Genomic DNA, 16,470 nt, shown 5'->3' with positions numbered 1-16,470 from the left:
GTCAGCGGTCGACCATGTTCACGAAGTCGCGTTCGTGCCGTTCGGCCTGCCTGCGGAAGATCCACCCGACTCCGTAGAGGATCGGGAAGGGGGCGAGACCGAGCACGAGCCACGGGATGGGAATGCCGAGGATCTTCAGTTCCCCGATCGAGGGGACCAGGTAGAAGGTGATCGGGAGCAGGCACATCCCGATCAGGACGGCGAACGCGAGCCCGAACGCGGACTTGAGCTGCTGGCGGATGAGGTCGCGTACCAGCTTCTCACCGACGCTGGTCTGCTCCTCCAGCTCGATGATCGTCCGTAACGCCTTGCCGCTCTTCTTCGTGGAGTCCGCGAGCACGACCCTGCGGCGGCGAGGCCTGCTGCCCTGCTCGCCGAGCCAGGCCTCCCGGGCGGGTGGCTCGGGCTTTCCCGCGTCGTGCCTGCTCACCAGCCGCTCTTCGGCGGTCGCACGATCCGTTCCTTGAGCTCCTTGGTGCGCCGGCGGCTCACCGGGAGCTCCTTCGCACCGTCACCGGTGCCGATGACGACCGCGTAGCCGTTCGCCGTCATCCGCAGCTCGCTCACCAGAGGCAACGCCACCAGGTACGAGCGGTGGATGCGCACGAAACCCGCGTTCGCCCAGCGCTCCTCGAGCTGCGCGAGCGGGATGCGGACGAGATGGCTGCCGTCCTGCGTGTGGAGGCGGGCGTAGTCGCCCTGCGCCTCGACGTACCGCACGGACGCGCGCGGCACGAGCTTGATGGTGCCGCCGAGCTCGACGGGGATGACCTCGTCATCGGTCGGTTCGGCGGGGTTCTGCGCGGCCTGGCCCGACGGGTTCGCCGGTGCCGCCGTGCGACCCACCCGGTCCGCGACCCGGGAGATCGCCTTGAGGACGCGCTCCTCGTTGATCGGCTTGTTGATGAAGTCGAGCGCGCCCACGTCGAACGCCGTGACGAGCGCGTCGCGTTCCTCGACGCCCGTCACGAAGACGAGCGCGGGCGGGTACCGGAACGCGCTGAGCACCCGTGCGAGGTCCATTCCGGACAGTCCGGGCATGTTGATGTCCGCGAACACCGCGTCGACCGGCGGCAGGCCGGCCTTGGTCCGCGCCATGACCTCCTGCTCGTAGTCACCCCTCAGGATGCGCAGAGCCTCGGCGGCGTCGAACGCCGTGAGGACGCGCCTGATGTGAGGGCTGCTCTCGAGCAGGAACTTGATCTCGCTCAGGCCAGGGGCCTCGTCATCGACTGCGAGGACGAGGAGACCGGTGTTGTCATGGGTACTCACTGTGTCGGGCATCTTGCCCATCAATGTGCGGTCATGTCTACGCCGGGGTAGGCCTCGACACGCCCTGTGAAACCGAACTGATGCTCACAGCCCGAATCGGGACCAGCGAGCACGTTCCTCGACGCTCGCGAGCACCTGCGTCACGAGATCGCCCGATCGGGTGGACGCCCCGGTCAGCCCGAGCTTGGCCAGCAACGGCCTGCGCGGCTCCGCGATCGTGAGCTCGGCGTCCGGGAAGCGCTTGGCGATGACGGACCGGATGGTGCCGATGCCGTCGATCAGGCCGAGCTGCTGGGCCTTGGTGCCGGTCCAGATCTCACCGCTGAAGAGGTCTTCCTCGCTCTTGAGCTTGGCCCCGCGGCGTTCGGTGACCCATGCCTTGAACTGCTCGTGCAGATCGGCGTGCAGCGACTTCAGCCACTCGACGTCCTCGGGCTTCTCGGCCTGGAACGGGTCGAGCCGGACCTTGTTCTCGCCCGCCGTGTAGACGCGGCGCTCCACACCGGCCTTGTCCAGCAGGCCGTTGAGCCCGAACCCGGCGCTCACGACACCGATGGAACCCACGAGAGAGGTGCCGTGCGCGTAGATCTCGTCCCCGGCGCAGGCCAGCCAGTAGCCGCCCGACGCCGCCACGTCCTCGCAGAACGCGAGCACCGGCACGTGCTTCTTGGTGGCGAGCTCACGGATGCGCTCGGCGATCAGCGCGCTCTGGGTGGGCGCGCCACCCGGAGAGTTGATGAGCAGCGCCACGGCGATCAGGCGCTCGTTGTCGAACGCCCGGTTGATGGCCGACTCGACGTTCTGGAGGTTGATCGTGTTGCGCGCGACAGGCGAGGACTGCGGGGTGATGACCCCGTGCAACCGCACCGCCGCGACCACCGGCGGCCGCTCACCCCGGTCCATGACCCTCGGGAGCCTGGCCGCGATCTTGTCCGTGACGCTCATGTACTCGACAGTACGTGCGTTTCGCGGACACGCGGGAGCCTCGATGGTGGTCGGTTGCTCCCACGTGACCTGGAACACAAGGTGCTAGGTTCGGGCTGTGACGTTCAACCCGATCCGCTGGCTCGAACGGTATGTCGAGTGGTGGGACGACCGGGGCAGGCAGAACGCAGCCGGGCCGACGCCGATGCACATCTACTGGATGTGGGTGAGCTGGAGCGTGTGCGCCGTCGTGCTGATCACGACTTTGGCGGTCGCAGCTCGCTGAACCGGGCGCTCGTCAGCACTTGCAGCTGCTGAACCCCTTGGCGGTGCACTTGATGCAGACGCGGACGCGCTCGGGTGCTTTTTGTTCCTGCACTGGATGTTGGCCTTTGCTCGCGGGCGGCGTCTGTTTCTTTCAAACGGCCGGCTGTTCATTGGTCAACACCACAATCGGCACGATGCGCGTCCAGGTTGAGCATGATTGACCTTGCAACTTCTCAACGGAGCATCGGCGCACGTCAGGCGCGGATCGCGGCCTGCTCCGCCGTCATCGGCTCGTCGGTCATCTGAGACCCGATGTTCAGGTTCGGCAGCACGTTGCGGGCGAACTTCGGCACCTTCAGGATGACCTTGGTGCCCGCGTTCGGTGCCGTCTCGACGACCAGCGCGTACTCGGCGCCGAACACCGTGCGCATGCGGTCGTTGATGTTGCCGATGCCGACGTGCGCGCCGGTCTGGTGGGCGTCCTTGATGTCGTCGAGGCGGTCGGGGTCCATGCCGACACCGTCGTCCTCGACGCTGATCAGGGCCTCGTTGCCGTTGTCCTCGGCGGTGATGGTGAGCATGCCGCCGCCGGGTTTCTTGGCCAGGCCGTGGCGCACCGCGTTCTCGACCAGGGGTTGCAGCACGAGGAACGGCAGGACGACCTGCAGGACCTCGGGGGCGATGCGCAGCCGGACGCTCAGCCGGGCGCCGTAGCGGGCCTGTTCGATGGTCAGGTAGCGATGGATGTTGGTCAACTCATCGGCGAGGGTCGTGAACAAGCCGTCGGTGCGGAACGAGTAGCGCGTGAACTCCGCGAACTCCTGCAGCAGCTCACGGGCGTGCGAGGGGTCGGTACGGATCAGCGAGGAGATCGTGTTCAGCGCGTTGTAGACGAAGTGCGGCGAGATCTGGGCTCGCAGGGCCTTCACCTCGGCCTGGGCCAGCGCCTGGCGTTGCTTCTGGACGACTTCCAGCTCGAGCTGGGTCGAGACGAAGCGGGCGGTCTCCTCGGCCATGCGGATCTGGCGCTTCGACGCGACGCCGGAGACCACGATCAACGTGCCGGCGACGTCTCCCTCGACGACCAGCGGCACGACGACGACGCTGTGCAGTGAGCACGGACCCTGCAGCTCGCAGCCGAGTTTGCGGTGGTCCACGTGTTCCTTGTGGCAGTTGTTGATGGCACGGGCCACCGTGTCGCGGAGGTACTCGTAGTGGTCGTTCGCGCCACCGTCCCACGACAGGACGGTGCCCTCTTCGTCGGTGATGGCGACCGCGACGCACCGCAGCATCTCGCGCAGGTGGGGGGTGGCCTTGTCCGCGGCCTCCTGGGTCAAGCCCGCGCGGAGGTCGCTCGACGCCTTGGACATCCGGTCGAGCATGTCCATCACAGCATCCTCGACAGAGGTGCTGACACGTCGAGCGCGGCACAGCATCACGAAGAGGCCCAGAACGGCCAGGGTCGCGATGACACCGAGCACGGCGCGCTCGGTCAACAGGTCGCCCACGGTGCACATGCTGTGCTGTGGGGCACCCCTATAGCAAGAGGCGCGCCCGGCGTACCCCCGTACGGTCCACCGGCCCGGGTAGACATCCGATGAATTTGGGGAGAGGGTGTGCCCGTGAAAGTGGCACTGTTCGCGACCTGCCTGACGGACACGTTCTTCCCGGAAACGGCCCGTGCCGTGGTGCGTCTGCTGGAGCGGCTCGACTGTTCGGTCGAGTTCCCGCTCGATCAGACGTGCTGCGGCCAGATGCACTTCAACACCGGCTACCGGGAGCATTCGAAGCCGCTGGCCCGCAAGTACACCGACGTCTTCGGAAGCTACGACTACGTGGTTGCGCCATCCGGGTCATGCGCCGGCATGGTCCGGGAGGTCCACCCCACCCTGGGTGAGTCCCCGCCGCGCACGTTCGAGCTCGCGGAGTTCCTCGTCGACGTGCTCGGTGTGACCGACGTCGGCGCCTGGTTCCCCCACCGGGTCACCTACCACCCCACGTGTCACTCGTTGCGCATGCTGGGGGTCGGCGACAAGCCGTTGGCGCTGCTCAGGGCCGTGAAGGCACTCGATCTGGTGGAGCTGCCCGACGCGACGCAGTGCTGCGGCTTCGGCGGCACGTTCGCGGTGAAGAACGCCGAGACGTCCACGGCGATGCTCGCGGACAAGATGCGGTGCGTGCTGGACACCGGCGCCGAGGTGGTGTCCGCCGGTGACAACTCCTGCCTCATGCACATCGGAGGCGGGCTCTCGCGGCTGCGCACGGGCGTGCGACCGGTGCACCTGGCGGAGATCCTGGCTTCGACGGAGGAGGACCCGTGGCTCGCAACCCGGTGACGTGGCTGGGCAGCCCGACGTTCCCCAAGGCCGCGAGAGAGGCCTTGCAGGACACCCAGCTGCGGCAGAACCTGCGCAAGGCCACCGGCACCATCCGGGGGCGCAGGGAGGCGGCGGTCGCCGAGATGACCGACTGGGAGATGCTCAGGGTCGCCGGCGAGCAGATCAAGGACGACGTCCTGGCACGCCTCGACACCCTGCTCGTGCAGCTCGAGGAGACGGTCACGGCCCGCGGCGGCGTCGTCCACTGGGCGCGGGACGCCGAGGAGGCGAACCGGATCGTGCTCGACCTCTGCCGCGCCGAACAGGCCGACGAGGTCGTCAAGGTCAAGTCCATGGCCACGGCCGAGATCGGGCTCAACGAGGCCCTCGAAGCCGGTGGCGTGCGCGCGATCGAGACCGATCTCGCCGAGCTGATCGTGCAGCTCGGTGACGACCGTCCGTCGCACATCCTGGTGCCCGCGATCCACCGCAACCGCTCGGAGATCCGCGAGATCTTCCAGCGCCGCATGGGGATCGAGGTCTCCGACGAACCGGCGGACCTCGCCGAGGCCGCCCGCGTCTACCTGCGCGAGAAGTTCCTCACCACCAAGGTGGCGATCTCCGGAGCGAACTTCGCCGTCGCCGACACCGGGTCGATCGTGGTGCTGGAGTCCGAGGGCAACGGCCGGATGTGCCTGACGCTGCCGGACACGCTGATCACCGTGATGGGCATCGAGAAGCTCGTGCCGACCTGGCAGGACCTCGAGGTCTTTTTGCAGCTGCTGCCCCGCTCGTCCACGGCGGAGCGGATGAACCCGTACACGAGCGTGTGGACCGGCGTGACGCCCGGCGACGGGCCGCAACGGTTCCACCTCGTGCTGATCGACAACGGCCGCACCGCGACATTGATGGATTCCGTTGGGCGCCAGGCACTCCGGTGCATCCGCTGCTCGGCGTGCCTCAACGTGTGCCCCGTCTACGAACGCACCGGCGGCAAGTCGTACGGCTCGGTCTACCCCGGACCGATCGGCGCGATCCTGACACCGCAGCTGGTCGGCGACATGCACGACCCGCAGGCGGCCTCACTTCCTTACGCCTCTTCGCTTTGCGGCGCCTGCTTCGAGGTCTGCCCGGTGCGGATCGACATCCCGTCCGTCCTCACGCACCTGCGCGCCGAGGTCGTCGAGGCCAAGGGACGCACGCCGGAGTCCGTCGCGATGGCGGCCGCCGCGTGGATCTTCCGTGAGGCCTCGCGCTACGAGAAGGCGCAGAAAGCCGGTTCCCTGGCGCGGTTCCTGGCCAGGGACGGCAAGATCACGTCACTGCCGTGGCCGGGGTCGAGGTGGACGTCGTCGCGCGACGTGCCCGCGCCGCCGGCCGAGTCGTTCCGCTCGTGGTGGAGGAAGAACCGTTGCCAAGAATGATCAATTCAGCCGCACGAGAAGAGATCCTCCAGCGCATCCGGAACGCGAAGGTGCCGGCCGCACCGCAGACCGTCCGGGGCTACAACCAGACAGGGCCCGGCGGCGTCGAGCTGTTCGCCGAACGGGTCGCCGACTACCGCGCCATCGTGCACGTCGTCAGCGACGTGCCCGAAGCTCTGGCTCTCCTCAAGGGCAAGAGGATCGTTGCGCCCCAGGGCCTTCCCGCCGAGTGGCTGATCGACGGCGTCACGTGGCTGCACGAACCGCTGACCATCGGGGAACTCGACCAGGCCGACGGCGTGCTGACGGGGTGTGCGGTGGCCATCGCGGACACCGGCACGATCGTGCTGGACGGCGGCGAGGGGCAGGGACGCCGCGCGCTCACCCTGCTGCCCGACTACCACCTGTGCGTGGTCCGCCAGGACCAGATCGCAGCCTCGGTGCCGGAAGCGTTGCGGCGGCTGGAGCCCACGCGGCCGCTGACGTTCATCAGCGGCCCCTCGGCGACGAGCGACATCGAGCTCAACCGGGTGGAGGGCGTGCACGGCCCTCGCACCCTGGAGGTCCTGATCGTCACCTAGCAGCGGGACTACTTGAGCAGCCGGGACAGCCGCCGGTCGGCCAGCGGCTTGCCGCCGGTCTGACACGTCGGGCAGTACTGGAACGCCTTGTCCGCGAACGACACCTCACGAACCGTGTCACCGCAGATCGGACACGGCAGCCCCGTGCGCGCGTGCACCCGCAACCCCGACCGCTTCTCACCCTTGAGACGAGCCGCGTCCTGCCCAACGGACCGTGCGACCGCATCGGTCAGGGTGGTGAGCATGGCCTCGTGCAGGTGGTCGAGCTGCTCCGAGTTCAGCTTGCCCGCCGTCGCGTACGGCGAAAGCCGCGCCATGTGCATGATCTCGTCGGAGTAGGCGTTGCCGATGCCCGCGATCAGGCTCTGGTCCGTGAGCGACGTCTTGAGCCGCTCGGTGCGCTTGTGGAACAGGTCTTCCAGCTGCGTGCGGGTGATCCCCAACGCGTCCGGGCCCAGCCTGGCGACGCTCGCGATGGTCTTCGGGTCGCGCACGATCCACGCCGCGAGCCCCTTCTTCGTGCCTGCTTCCGTCAGGTCGAACCCAGGCCCCTGGCCGGGTGGACCTAGGTGGACGCGCAACGCCAGTGGTCCGCGTCCCTGTTTGGGCGGTGGTGCGGACATGGTGTCGGCCCAGCGCAGCCAACCGGCGCGGGCGAGGTGGACGACCAGGTGCAGGCCGTCCGCGACTTCCAGGTCGAGGTGCTTGCCGTGCCGGTGCGCGGCCACGACCTCTTGGCCGTGCAGCGCCGTCCACGGCGGGTCGAACGTCTTCAACACCTGCAGCGAAGCCACGTCGACGCGATGCACCACACGGCCCACCGCGTTCTCACGCAGGTGGTGGACCAGTGCTTCTACCTCGGGTAGTTCGGGCACCGGTCCAGTGTCGCATCAGTCGACGGGTTGCAGCGGGCCTTCGACGTCCGGCAGCGAGTGCATCTCGATCGTCCGGGCGACCCTGGAGGCCTCCTGGCGCACCGCCATCGGCCCGCGGACGGAGCCGATCCACCGCTCGGGTGGCAGCTCGTCGGCCGTGGCCTTGCTCTCCGCGACCAGCGTGTGCGGGCGGCGCAGCGCCCAGCGGACCGGGAAGAAGGCGAACAGGAAGATCAGCGCCAGGATCAGCCACGCCGGCACGACGACCTGCTCCGGCGTCCAGGCGATCAGCACGACCACCATCGCGACGAGCATGCCGCCCATCATGATGCCGGGCAGAGCACCGCCGCTGACGTCGTGCTCGAAGTCGTCGGACTCCACCGGGTTGCGCCACTCGATGCGGCTGTGGACCGTCCACATCCGCCCGTCAGCACCGCGCACCAGCCGCGTCATGTACCCGTCTCCCACGCTAGGTCGGTCTTGGTCAAACCGTACCTGGCGCGGGCAGAGCCTTGTGGGTGAACTCGCCGGAGCTTGATCGTCACCGTCAGTTCAGACGTGGCTCTGTCGGATAGAGCGTGGCCGTCGTGACCGTGGTCCGCGGCGACGAGCACGGCACGGAGGACGGCGTCGGCGATCCGGACGACGACTTCACGTCGAGCGACTTGATGTCGCGCGACGTCGACGTCGCCGCCGTGCTGACCAGGCCGGACTGCCCAGACGACTCGACGATCTTCTCGGCCCGCTCGACCGGCGGGTCCTGGTGCTGCTCGCTGGTCGGCGCCGGCACGGACGAGGCGGTCCTGCGCACGGTCTCCTGGCGCTGCCCACCGGGGTTGACCACGTTCTCCTGCGGCTTCACCCGCTGCTGCTCGGGCGGCGGCGGCTGGGCCACCGCGAGCTCCTGGCTGTGCTCGGAGCTCGACGACCCGGACGTCTCCATGGCGATCACCGGGTTCTGGTCCGGCTGCAGCACGGCGACACCCGCGGCGCCGTTGAACACCGCGGCCATCGTCCCGAACAGGCCGACGGTCGCCACGCTCGCCGCCGCGAACGCCAGCTTCGCCTTCGTCAGGAACACCTTCCCGGCGAACGCGAGTCCCAGCGCCGGCACGGCCAGGTACGCCGCGCTGGCGCGCAATGTCGCGCAGACCTCGTTCAGCTCGGTGTAGAGCTGCGTGCAGGCGGAACAGGTGTCGAGGTGGGCGCGGATCCGGCGTTCCTCGACGCCCTGGACCCCGCCCGCGGTGTAGGTGCCGAGCTTCGACCGGATCGCCGCGCACGACGACCGCCCGTCGTCGGCCGCGAGGTGGGCCTGCAGGTATGCCGCGCGCAACCCCTCGCGCGCACGGCGGGCCAACGCCGACATGGCGTTCGGCGAGAGTCCGAAGTGCGGTGCCACGGTGGCGGGGCGTTCGCCCTCGACCTCGACGCGCCACAGCACGACCCGCCAGCGTTCGGGCAGGCTGGAGAAAGCCCTGGAGATGAGGTTGTGCTCGGCTCTGCTGGTCGCGTCGTCGCTCACCGGCTCGACGCGACGGCCCAGCTCCTCGTCCTCCACCGGCACGTCGCGGCGTCGTCCGCTCCACTCCCACGCGACCCGGCGCGCGACGGTGAACAGGTACGTGCGGACGTGGTCGGTGGGCCCGCTGCCGCGGCGGATCGCCTGCAGCATGCGGAAGAACGATTCAGCGGTGAGGTCGTCGGCCTCGGCCGCCTCCCGGACGTGCCTGAGAGAAAAACGGCGGATCGCGTCCGCATGCCGGGAGAACAGTTCGCCGTAGGCCGAGTCGTCTCCCTCGCGCACCCTGGCGAGCAGGTCCCGGTCGACCTCGTTCTCGTCGACCATCACAGGCCTCAACATGCCACAAGGGGCCAGACCTGCTCCTCGATGAGAACAGGTCGATATACAAGACCATCCGTTCGGCGTGGGCCGATCAGCGCAACGCGATCGGTGACAGGACGGTCACAGGTGGGCGTCGGACGGTCGGCGGGACAAGATCCAGCGACTATCGTCACGCACGTGGTGGACTGGCGAGAACGTGCTTCGGCCCTGGTGCCGGAACTCCGGGCTGTCGCCGAAACCGAGGAGTGGTCCTGCCACGTCTTCTTCTCCGAGCTGTACCAGCTGGCGCAGGAAGCGCACCGCGCGCAGGACGACGACGTGCTGCGTCGCACGTACGGCTTCGCGCACTGGTGCTTCCACCAGCCGGAGCAGTTCCTGGAGAACGCGGCACTGGTCAGCTTCTACGAGCACGTGTTCGACGACTGGGACCTCCGCGAGGAGGTGGCCGCGTGGCTGCCGGTCGACGTGCTGCCCAAGGTCCGGGCGCTGTGGGAGTGGCGCTGGCCGAAGGAGCAGTTGGACGAGGTAGATCAACTGCTGGCCGGTTTGGAACCCCCCTCGAAAGATGCCGTCTGACCCCTGTTGTATAGTTCTCTCCCGTAAGGCAGTGCGGATGTAGCGCAGTTGGTAGCGCATCACCTTGCCAAGGTGAGGGTCGCGAGTTCGAGTCTCGTCATCCGCTCTTCACGAAGAACGGCTCACGCTCACAGAGAGCGTGAGCCGTTCTTCGTTTCGAATCATGTTGGGGGGACGACCCCCCAAACCCCCCGCAGTCACCTAGAGGCTCGGTGCCCGGCCGGGCACCGAGCCTCTGTTGTTCTCCCGGCTCGTGGATCTCGAGGTGATCTCGGGGGCGACCCGTGAAAAGGTGGTCCCAGACCGCTCGCATCAACCTGATCGAGCCCGTTCGACAAGGACCTGGAGATCATGGCCATCAAGCAGACGGCAAACGCTCACTGGGAAGGCTCCCTCGTCGAGGGCAAGGGGAACGTCAGCCTCGCCACCTCCAACAGCGGCAGCTTCGACATCGACTGGAAGGCGCGCGCCGAGGAGGCGGGCGGCAAAACCAGCCCCGAGGAGCTCATCGCCGCCGCGCACTCGGCCTGCTACTCGATGGCGCTCTCGCACGGTCTGACCGGTGCGGGCACGCCGCCCACCTCGATCGACACCAAGGCCGAGGTCTCGTTCCAGGCGGGCGTCGGCATCACCGGCATCCACCTGACCGTCCGCGCCAACGTGCCGGGCCTGTCCCAGGAGGACTTCGTCGCGGCCGCCGAGGGCGCCAAGGCGAACTGCCCGGTCTCCAAGGCGCTCGCGGCCGTCGAGAACATCACCCTCGACGCTGCCCTGGCCTGAACCGCAGCTCCGCGGGCCCGTGACTGATCAGGTGCCTGCGGTAACGCACGTCGCCGGGCTGCTCGGCCACCTCGGACGAGCGGTCGAGCAGCTCTTCGGCGACGATCCGGCCCTCCAGCCGGGCCAGGTGGGCACCCAGGCAGTAGTGCGGGCCGTGCCCGAAGCCGAGATGTCCCGGCACGGACGGCCTGCCGGGGTCGAAGTCCGCGCTGAACACCTTGGGGTCGCGGTTGCCGGCCGCGTAGTCGAGGAACAGGTGCTCGCCCTTCTCGACTCTCACCCCGCCCGTGGTCACCGGGCACGTCGCCGTCCGGAAGAACCCGGCGAACGGCGTGTCGAGCCGCACCACCTCCTCCACCACGCCGCCCAGCCTGCGTTCCTTGCGGTCGAGCCGCAGGAACGTGCTGGCCAGCACGTTCGTCGTCGAGTCGGTGCCGGCCACGACGATCGCGAGGCACAGCGACAGCCGTTCCTGCTCGGACAGCTGCCCGCCCCGGAACGCGTCCGAGCGCGCGAAGTAGGCGCAGAACTCGTTCATCCCGGCGAAGTACGAACCCAGCGCACGCTCGGAGACCTCCTCGCCGCTGGTCAGTTCCAGCACGGGCGCCACGAACTCGCGGAACAGCGGGAAGTCCGCTTCGGGTACGCCGAGCACGTCACCGACGACCCCGAGCGCGAACGGTGCGGCGAACTCGCCGACGAACTCGGCTTCTTCCGGTAGTTCGTCGAGCAGGGTTCTCGCGCGTTGCCTAATTGAGTCAGCCATGTGGCGCACGGCCGTTGGAGTGAATTTCTGATTCGCCGCCGCACGAATTCGGGTGTGCCTCGTGCCGTCCGCCGCATTGAGCGAGTACATCAATTCAAGTAATCGCCGCTGCTCCGGCGGCATCAGCGCCACCACGGCCGCGACCTGCGGACCTGCCATGTTCCGGGAGGAGAACGTCACCGGATCAGCCAGCACGGCACGCAGGTCCGCGTATGCGGTGACGCGCTGGGCGTTGATTCTCGGGTCGAATTCCATTGCGCTATCTTTGCGCGGTTCCGGCCTTTGTCGGGGGCTGACGACAGGACCAAAAACGTGATCATCCGCCTGCTCGGGCCGCTCGAACTCACCGGTCCGAACGGAGCAGTCCAGCTCAGCAGTGCGGGACAGAGAACCCTCGTGGCCCGGCTGGCGCTGAACCCGGGAGAGACGGTGCCGAGGAGTGCGCTCGTGGACGCGCTCTGGTCGGACGAGGTGCCCGCGTCCGCCACGAAGACGCTGCACAGCCTGCTCGCACGCCTGCGCGGCCAGATCCGCGACGCCGGGCTCGGTGAGCTGATCACCACCCGCGAGCCGGGCTACGTCCTGAACGCGCCCGCGGACACCGTCGACGCCGCACGGTTCGAGGCGCTCGTCGCAGCAGCACGGCACAGCGACGAACCGTTGGCATCCGCGAAGATGCTGCGCGAAGCCCTCGCGTTGTGGACGGGCGACCCGCTCGCGGACTGCCGTCCCGGTGAGTGGACGCGGCAGGAGTCCGCGCGGCTCACCGACCTGCGGATGGACGCGACCGAGGAGCTGATGGAGTGCTCGCTCGCGCTCGGCGAACACGCCGCGGTGGCGCCGCTGGTCAACGCGCTGGTCGAGCGGCACCCGTTCCGTGAGCGGCTGTGGGAGCAGCTGATGATCGCGCTCTACCGGTGCGGGCGGCAGGCCGAGTCGCTGGCCGCGTTCCAGCGGGCGCGCGGCGTCCTGGTCGACGAGCTCGGCATCGAACCCGGCCCCCGGCTGCGCGACCTCGAACAGGCGGTGCTGACCGCCGACCCCCGCCTCGACCTGCCGGAACGCACGCCGGTCGTGGTGCGCGGCAACCTGCCCGCCGACCGGTCGAGCTTCGTGGACCGCCCGGAGACCACGCACGTCGCGGACCTGATCAGGAAGCACCGGCTGGTCACGCTGATCGGCGTCGGCGGGGTGGGCAAGACGCGGCTCGCGCTGCACGTGGCACGCGGCGAACACCCAGCGGACGGCGTGTGGCTGGTGGAGCTCGCGGCGTTGCGCGACAGGGCTCTCGTGCCGCACACCGTCGCCGAGGCGCTGGGCGTCGTCGACCAGACCGGGCGCGGGCAGCTCAGCGTGCTCACGGAGTTCCTGGCCGGCAAGGACGCGTTGCTGGTGCTGGACAACTGCGAGCACGTCGTGGACCACTGCGCGGTGCTGGTGGACACGCTGCTGCGGGTCGCGCCGAACCTCCGTGTCATCGCCACGTCCCGGCGCGCGCTACGGGTCTATGGCGAGCAGGTCATGTCCGTGGCGCCGTTGTCCGTGCCGTATCCGGCTGCGACGTTATTCGCCCAACGCGCTGACGCGGCGATTCCCGGCTCGTTCGTCATCACGGCGGCGAACGAGCAGGCCGTCACCGACCTGTGCCGGCGGCTGGACGGCATCCCGCTGGCGATCGAGATGGCGGCGTTGCGGGTGCGCGCGCTGACTCCGGCACAGCTGCTGGAACGGCTCGACGACAGGTTCCGGGTGCTGACCGACGGCGGGCGGACGGCGTTGCCGCAGCACCAGACCCTGTTCGCGACGATGGAGTGGAGCTTCGACCTCTGCTCACCGCGCGAGCAGCTGCTGTGGGCGCGGGCGTCGGTGTTCGCCGGCAGTTTCGACCTGGCCGCGGCGGAGGCGGTGTGCTCGGACGACTCGCTGACCGCGGACTTCATGTTCGACGCGGTCGACGGGCTGGTCGACAAGTCCGTGCTGCAGCGCGAAGAACATGCGGGCGTGGCGCGCTATCGGTTGCTGGAGACCATGCGCCAGTTCGGGCAGACGCGGTTGCGTGCGACCGATGAAGAGCCACGGCTGAAGACGCGCCATCGTGACTGGTACGCGGGCATTGCCCTGCAAGGAGAACGGGCTTGGTTCACCCCGCGGCAAGCGGCGACCGTCGGGGCGATGACGGCCGAGCGCGGCAACCTGCGGGCGGCGCTGGAGCACTCGCTGACGACGCCGGGCGAGGCCGACTCGGGCCTGCGGCTGGCGGCGACGCTGTGGTTCTACTGGGTGGGTTGCGGGCGCTTCGCCGAGGGGCGGCACTGGCTGAACTGGGCGCTGTCCCTGGAGACCGAGCCGTCGCGGGCGCGCTGCAAGGCGTTGTGGGTCACCGGGTACCTGGCGACGTTGCAGGGCAACACCTCCGCGGTGCCGGCGTTGCTGGAGGCCTGCCGTGCCGAGGCCGCGGTGCTGGAGGACGAGGACGCCGACGTCTACGCGACCTACGTGCAGGGCGCGGCGGCGGTGTTCGACGACGACCTGGCGCTGGGCGCGAGGCTGCTGGCCGAAGCCGACCGCAGGCACGCGGAGCTCGGGCACATGGACAGCAACGTGGTCATGGCGCGGGTGGCGCTGGCGATCACCGCGGCGTTCGGCGGCGAACTCGACCGTGCGGCGGAGATCTGCACCGAGGCGCGGGTCGTGTGCGAGGAGAACGGCGAGCTGTGGGCGCGCGCGTTCGCGTTGTACGTCCTGGCTTTCGTGGCCATGGGACGCGGCGACGTCGTCGAGGCCCGCGAGCTGGCCACGTCGTCGTTGCGCATCAAGGAGAAGTTCCACGACCTGCTGGGCATCGCGGTGTCGGTCGAGCTGCTGGCGCTGATCTCGGTGGTCGCCGGGTCCGCGTCGCACGCCGCGTTGCTGCTGGGCGGGGCGGACCGGGTGTGGCAGTCGGTCGGGTTGCCGCTCTTCGGATCGGCGAACTTCGCCGCGTCACACGACCAATGCGTGGCCTTGTGCCGGCAGGCGTTAGGACCTGAGGAGTACGAAGAGCACTTCTCGCGCGGTGCGGCGATGACGGTGCCATTGGTGGTCGCGGCCGCGCAGTCGTGACGCAGGTTCCGCGCAGCCGGGCGCCGGGACGCTGTCCGGATGAGGACCAGCGTTCGCACACCCGACGCGGGAACCGTCGAGGAAGTGCTGAAACTCGCCGCCAGGGCACCGTCGTTCGGCATCGTTCCGCCGTGGCGGTGGCGGAACGGCAACGAGTGCCTTGAGCTCGTGACGGCGCGCACGGACCAGACGGCGTTGCTCGCGTGTGGCGCGGTCCTGCACCACACACGGGTCGCGTTGTCGGCGATGGGCTGGGACTGCCACGTGCTGCGGACTCCGCAGCCGGACGGCCAGGTCGCGTCGGTGCACCCGCGCTGGGAGCTGGACCCGTTCTCGTGCGAGGTGGCCTCCGCGGCGGCGATCTCGTTGCGCAGGAACGATCCGCGCCCCTACCTCGCCGACGAGGTGCCGGACTCGGCGCTGACGTGGCTGCTGCACGCGGCCCGCGCGGAGAACTGCGAGCTGGAGCTGGTGGCGCGGCGCAGCGGGGTGCTGCTGCGGATGCTCGGGCCCGACTCGCTGAGCAAGGGCGAGGCGGTCAGCGCCGTGCTGCTGGCGTCGACGGTGTGGGGCCTGGCGTCGCAGCCGTTGCTGCACGAGGGCGAGGTGCTCGTCCGCGTGGGATGGCAGTGCCCAATGCAGAACCGTTGCCTCGGTCGGCCCGCTAGCGACTGCCTTTGCGGGGACTATGGGGGCGTGGACCGGGACAGCACGCTGGCGCACCTCAGCGAGGACGACTGGGGCAGGCCCGACTCGTCGTCGACCCAGCTCTACCGGGACCTGTGTGCGCTGCGCGATCTGCCCGTCGGGCAGCTGACGCCGACGTCGTTGCACCTGCTCGTGACGCATCAGGTGGGGCTGGACGTGACCGCGCTGCTGGCGCTGGAACACGTCGAGGGCGACCCGTTGCGGTCGGTCGCCCTGTACCCCGGCGACCTGCTCGCCGCTCTACTGAGAGTAGATCACTCGTTCTGGGCCGATCACCCAGCGTTGCTGTCCAGGATGTCCGCTTTGCTCGATCGACTGCGCACCCTGCCGGACGGCGACTGGCATCTGCTGGTGTCCGCGGCCGAGCAGTTCCCCGGTTAAGCGCGCATTAGGCGGCTCTTTGCCGACGGATGAGTTGCTTGCACCATGGCAAAGACCCTCGCGGCGGCCGGCCTCACGCTGGCCTCTCTCGCCGCCACCGCTGTGCTCTTCTCGCCCGTGGCTTCCGCCGAGACCTGCAAGGCTTCCTACTACTCAGGCGGCGGCACGACCGCCAGCGGCGAGCGCTTCGACCCCGACAAGCTGACGGCCGCGCACAAGACGCTGCCGTTCGGCACTCGGGTGAAGGTGAAGAACCGCACCAACGGCAAGACGGTGACCGTGCGGATCAACGACCGAGGCCCGTTCATCACCGGCCGCTGCGTCGACCTGACGCCCAAGGCCTTCAAGACGATCGCCCCGCTGTCACAGGGTGTAGTGGGCGTGACAGTGACAAAGGTGTGAACGAGTAGAAAAAGACCGGTTTGCTTGACCCAATCGAGTGAACGAGATAGTCAGTCCGGGTGTTCGCGGCGATGAGTGGGCCTGCCAGGCTCGCAACCGGAGCTTTGGTCGGCGTGGTCGTCGCCGCGTTTTGCGTGCTGGGCACGTATGTCGGGTCGCTCGTGTCGAGCGATCCGACAGCTCCGGGAGGCGGCGAACCGGCCCGCGTGTCGCTCATCAACACGCCTTCGCTGCTCCCCACGGAATCC

General features: G+C 68.8%; 17 protein-coding genes and 1 tRNA gene. 10 read left to right on the top strand and 8 right to left on the bottom strand.

Annotated elements, in window-relative coordinates; genetic code table 11:
• Nucleotide 1 precedes the first annotated feature (1 nt).
• The 3 genes from LX88_RS05570 to LX88_RS05560 form a co-directional block, all read right to left on the bottom strand.
• Entirely contained in the window at nt 2-430 is a 429-nt protein-coding gene (locus tag LX88_RS05570; protein ID WP_258946722.1) for a hypothetical protein, read from the bottom strand.
• Entirely contained in the window at nt 427-1,293 is an 867-nt protein-coding gene (locus LX88_RS05565; protein WP_258946721.1) for a LytR/AlgR family response regulator transcription factor, read from the bottom strand. The genes LX88_RS05570 and LX88_RS05565 overlap by 4 nt, the downstream gene beginning before the upstream one ends.
• Before the next feature lie 63 nt (nt 1,294-1,356).
• A complete protein-coding gene (locus tag LX88_RS05560) occupies nt 1,357-2,217 on the bottom strand; it encodes a S49 family peptidase (protein ID WP_258946720.1) in 861 nt (286 codons plus the stop codon).
• Between the two features lie 97 nt (nt 2,218-2,314).
• On the opposite strand from LX88_RS05560, the gene LX88_RS05555 reads away from it, so the two are divergent.
• Complete coding sequence (locus tag LX88_RS05555) at nt 2,315-2,482, top strand: hypothetical protein (RefSeq protein WP_166048541.1); 168 nt, start codon at nt 2,315-2,317, stop codon at nt 2,480-2,482.
• Between the two features lie 235 nt (nt 2,483-2,717).
• Here the strand turns inward: LX88_RS05555 and LX88_RS05550 are convergent, their stop codons facing one another.
• On the bottom strand, nt 2,718-3,980 hold the full coding sequence (locus LX88_RS05550) for a sensor histidine kinase (RefSeq protein ID WP_090072091.1): 1,263 nt from the start codon (nt 3,978-3,980) through the stop codon (nt 2,718-2,720).
• A 111-nt stretch (nt 3,981-4,091) separates the two neighbouring features.
• Here LX88_RS05550 and LX88_RS05545 point away from each other — a divergent pair, with 111 nt between their 5' ends.
• The 3 genes from LX88_RS05545 to LX88_RS05535 are packed head-to-tail and all read left to right on the top strand — an operon-like array spanning nt 4,092 to nt 6,786.
• The gene (locus LX88_RS05545; protein ID WP_258947614.1) at nt 4,092-4,799 is read left to right on the top strand and encodes a (Fe-S)-binding protein; all 708 of its coding nucleotides are present in this window, start codon (nt 4,092-4,094) and stop codon (nt 4,797-4,799) included.
• Nucleotides 4,781-6,205 carry a LutB/LldF family L-lactate oxidation iron-sulfur protein gene (locus LX88_RS05540; protein ID WP_258946719.1) on the top strand — a complete coding sequence of 475 codons (1,425 nt, stop codon included), beginning with the start codon at nt 4,781-4,783 and terminating at the stop codon, nt 6,203-6,205. The genes LX88_RS05545 and LX88_RS05540 overlap by 19 nt, the downstream gene beginning before the upstream one ends.
• Nucleotides 6,202-6,786 (top strand): LutC/YkgG family protein, encoded by a 585-nt coding sequence (locus tag LX88_RS05535; RefSeq protein ID WP_258946718.1) that lies wholly within the window; start codon nt 6,202-6,204, stop codon nt 6,784-6,786. Before LX88_RS05540 ends, LX88_RS05535 begins: the two co-directional genes overlap by 4 nt.
• An 8-nt stretch (nt 6,787-6,794) precedes the next feature.
• Here LX88_RS05535 and LX88_RS05530 read toward each other — a convergent pair whose 3' ends face one another.
• From LX88_RS05530 to LX88_RS05520, 3 genes are all read right to left on the bottom strand, one after another.
• Complete coding sequence (locus tag LX88_RS05530; protein ID WP_090072087.1) at nt 6,795-7,661, bottom strand: Fpg/Nei family DNA glycosylase; 867 nt, start codon at nt 7,659-7,661, stop codon at nt 6,795-6,797.
• Between the two features lie 15 nt (nt 7,662-7,676).
• Nucleotides 7,677-8,114 carry a DUF983 domain-containing protein gene (locus LX88_RS05525; RefSeq protein WP_258946717.1) on the bottom strand — a complete coding sequence of 146 codons (438 nt, stop codon included), beginning with the start codon at nt 8,112-8,114 and terminating at the stop codon, nt 7,677-7,679.
• 94 nt (nt 8,115-8,208) lie between these two features.
• Nucleotides 8,209-9,525, bottom strand: a complete 1,317-nt coding sequence (locus tag LX88_RS05520; protein WP_258946716.1) for a sigma-70 family RNA polymerase sigma factor — start codon at nt 9,523-9,525, stop codon at nt 8,209-8,211.
• Nucleotides 9,526-9,684: 159 nt separating this feature from the next.
• On the opposite strand from LX88_RS05520, the gene LX88_RS05515 reads away from it, so the two are divergent.
• The 3 genes from LX88_RS05515 to LX88_RS05505 all read left to right on the top strand — a co-directional run bounded on the left by LX88_RS05515 (nt 9,685) and on the right by LX88_RS05505 (nt 10,863).
• Nucleotides 9,685-10,083 (top strand): DUF7674 family protein, encoded by a 399-nt coding sequence (locus LX88_RS05515; RefSeq protein WP_258946715.1) that lies wholly within the window; start codon nt 9,685-9,687, stop codon nt 10,081-10,083.
• Nucleotides 10,084-10,116: 33 nt separating this feature from the next.
• A tRNA-Gly gene (locus LX88_RS05510) sits at nt 10,117-10,189 on the top strand.
• A 245-nt stretch (nt 10,190-10,434) separates the two neighbouring features.
• Complete coding sequence (locus LX88_RS05505) at nt 10,435-10,863, top strand: OsmC family protein (protein WP_090072083.1); 429 nt, start codon at nt 10,435-10,437, stop codon at nt 10,861-10,863.
• On the opposite strand, the gene LX88_RS05500 is transcribed toward LX88_RS05505, so the two are convergent.
• Nucleotides 10,838-11,884 (bottom strand): cytochrome P450, encoded by a 1,047-nt coding sequence (locus tag LX88_RS05500; protein ID WP_258946714.1) that lies wholly within the window; start codon nt 11,882-11,884, stop codon nt 10,838-10,840. The two genes, LX88_RS05505 and LX88_RS05500, sit on opposite strands and share 26 nt — an antisense overlap.
• Before the next feature lie 57 nt (nt 11,885-11,941).
• Here LX88_RS05500 and LX88_RS05495 point away from each other — a divergent pair, with 57 nt between their 5' ends.
• From LX88_RS05495 to LX88_RS05485, 3 genes are read left to right on the top strand one after another with little or no spacing between them, the layout of a single operon-like run.
• A complete protein-coding gene (locus LX88_RS05495) occupies nt 11,942-14,731 on the top strand; it encodes an AfsR/SARP family transcriptional regulator (RefSeq protein WP_258946713.1) in 2,790 nt (929 codons plus the stop codon).
• Nucleotides 14,732-14,770: 39 nt separating this feature from the next.
• Nucleotides 14,771-15,820 (top strand): contact-dependent growth inhibition system immunity protein, encoded by a 1,050-nt coding sequence (locus LX88_RS05490; protein ID WP_258946712.1) that lies wholly within the window; start codon nt 14,771-14,773, stop codon nt 15,818-15,820.
• A 45-nt stretch (nt 15,821-15,865) separates the two neighbouring features.
• Complete coding sequence (locus LX88_RS05485; protein WP_258946711.1) at nt 15,866-16,222, top strand: septal ring lytic transglycosylase RlpA family protein; 357 nt, start codon at nt 15,866-15,868, stop codon at nt 16,220-16,222.
• Nucleotides 16,223-16,470: the final 248 nt, after the last annotated feature.

The organism is Lentzea californiensis (genome assembly GCF_024648825.1).
Lineage (GTDB): Bacteria > Actinomycetota > Actinomycetes > Mycobacteriales > Pseudonocardiaceae > Lentzea > Lentzea californiensis.
This window is presented reverse-complemented; position numbering and strand designations above follow the sequence as displayed.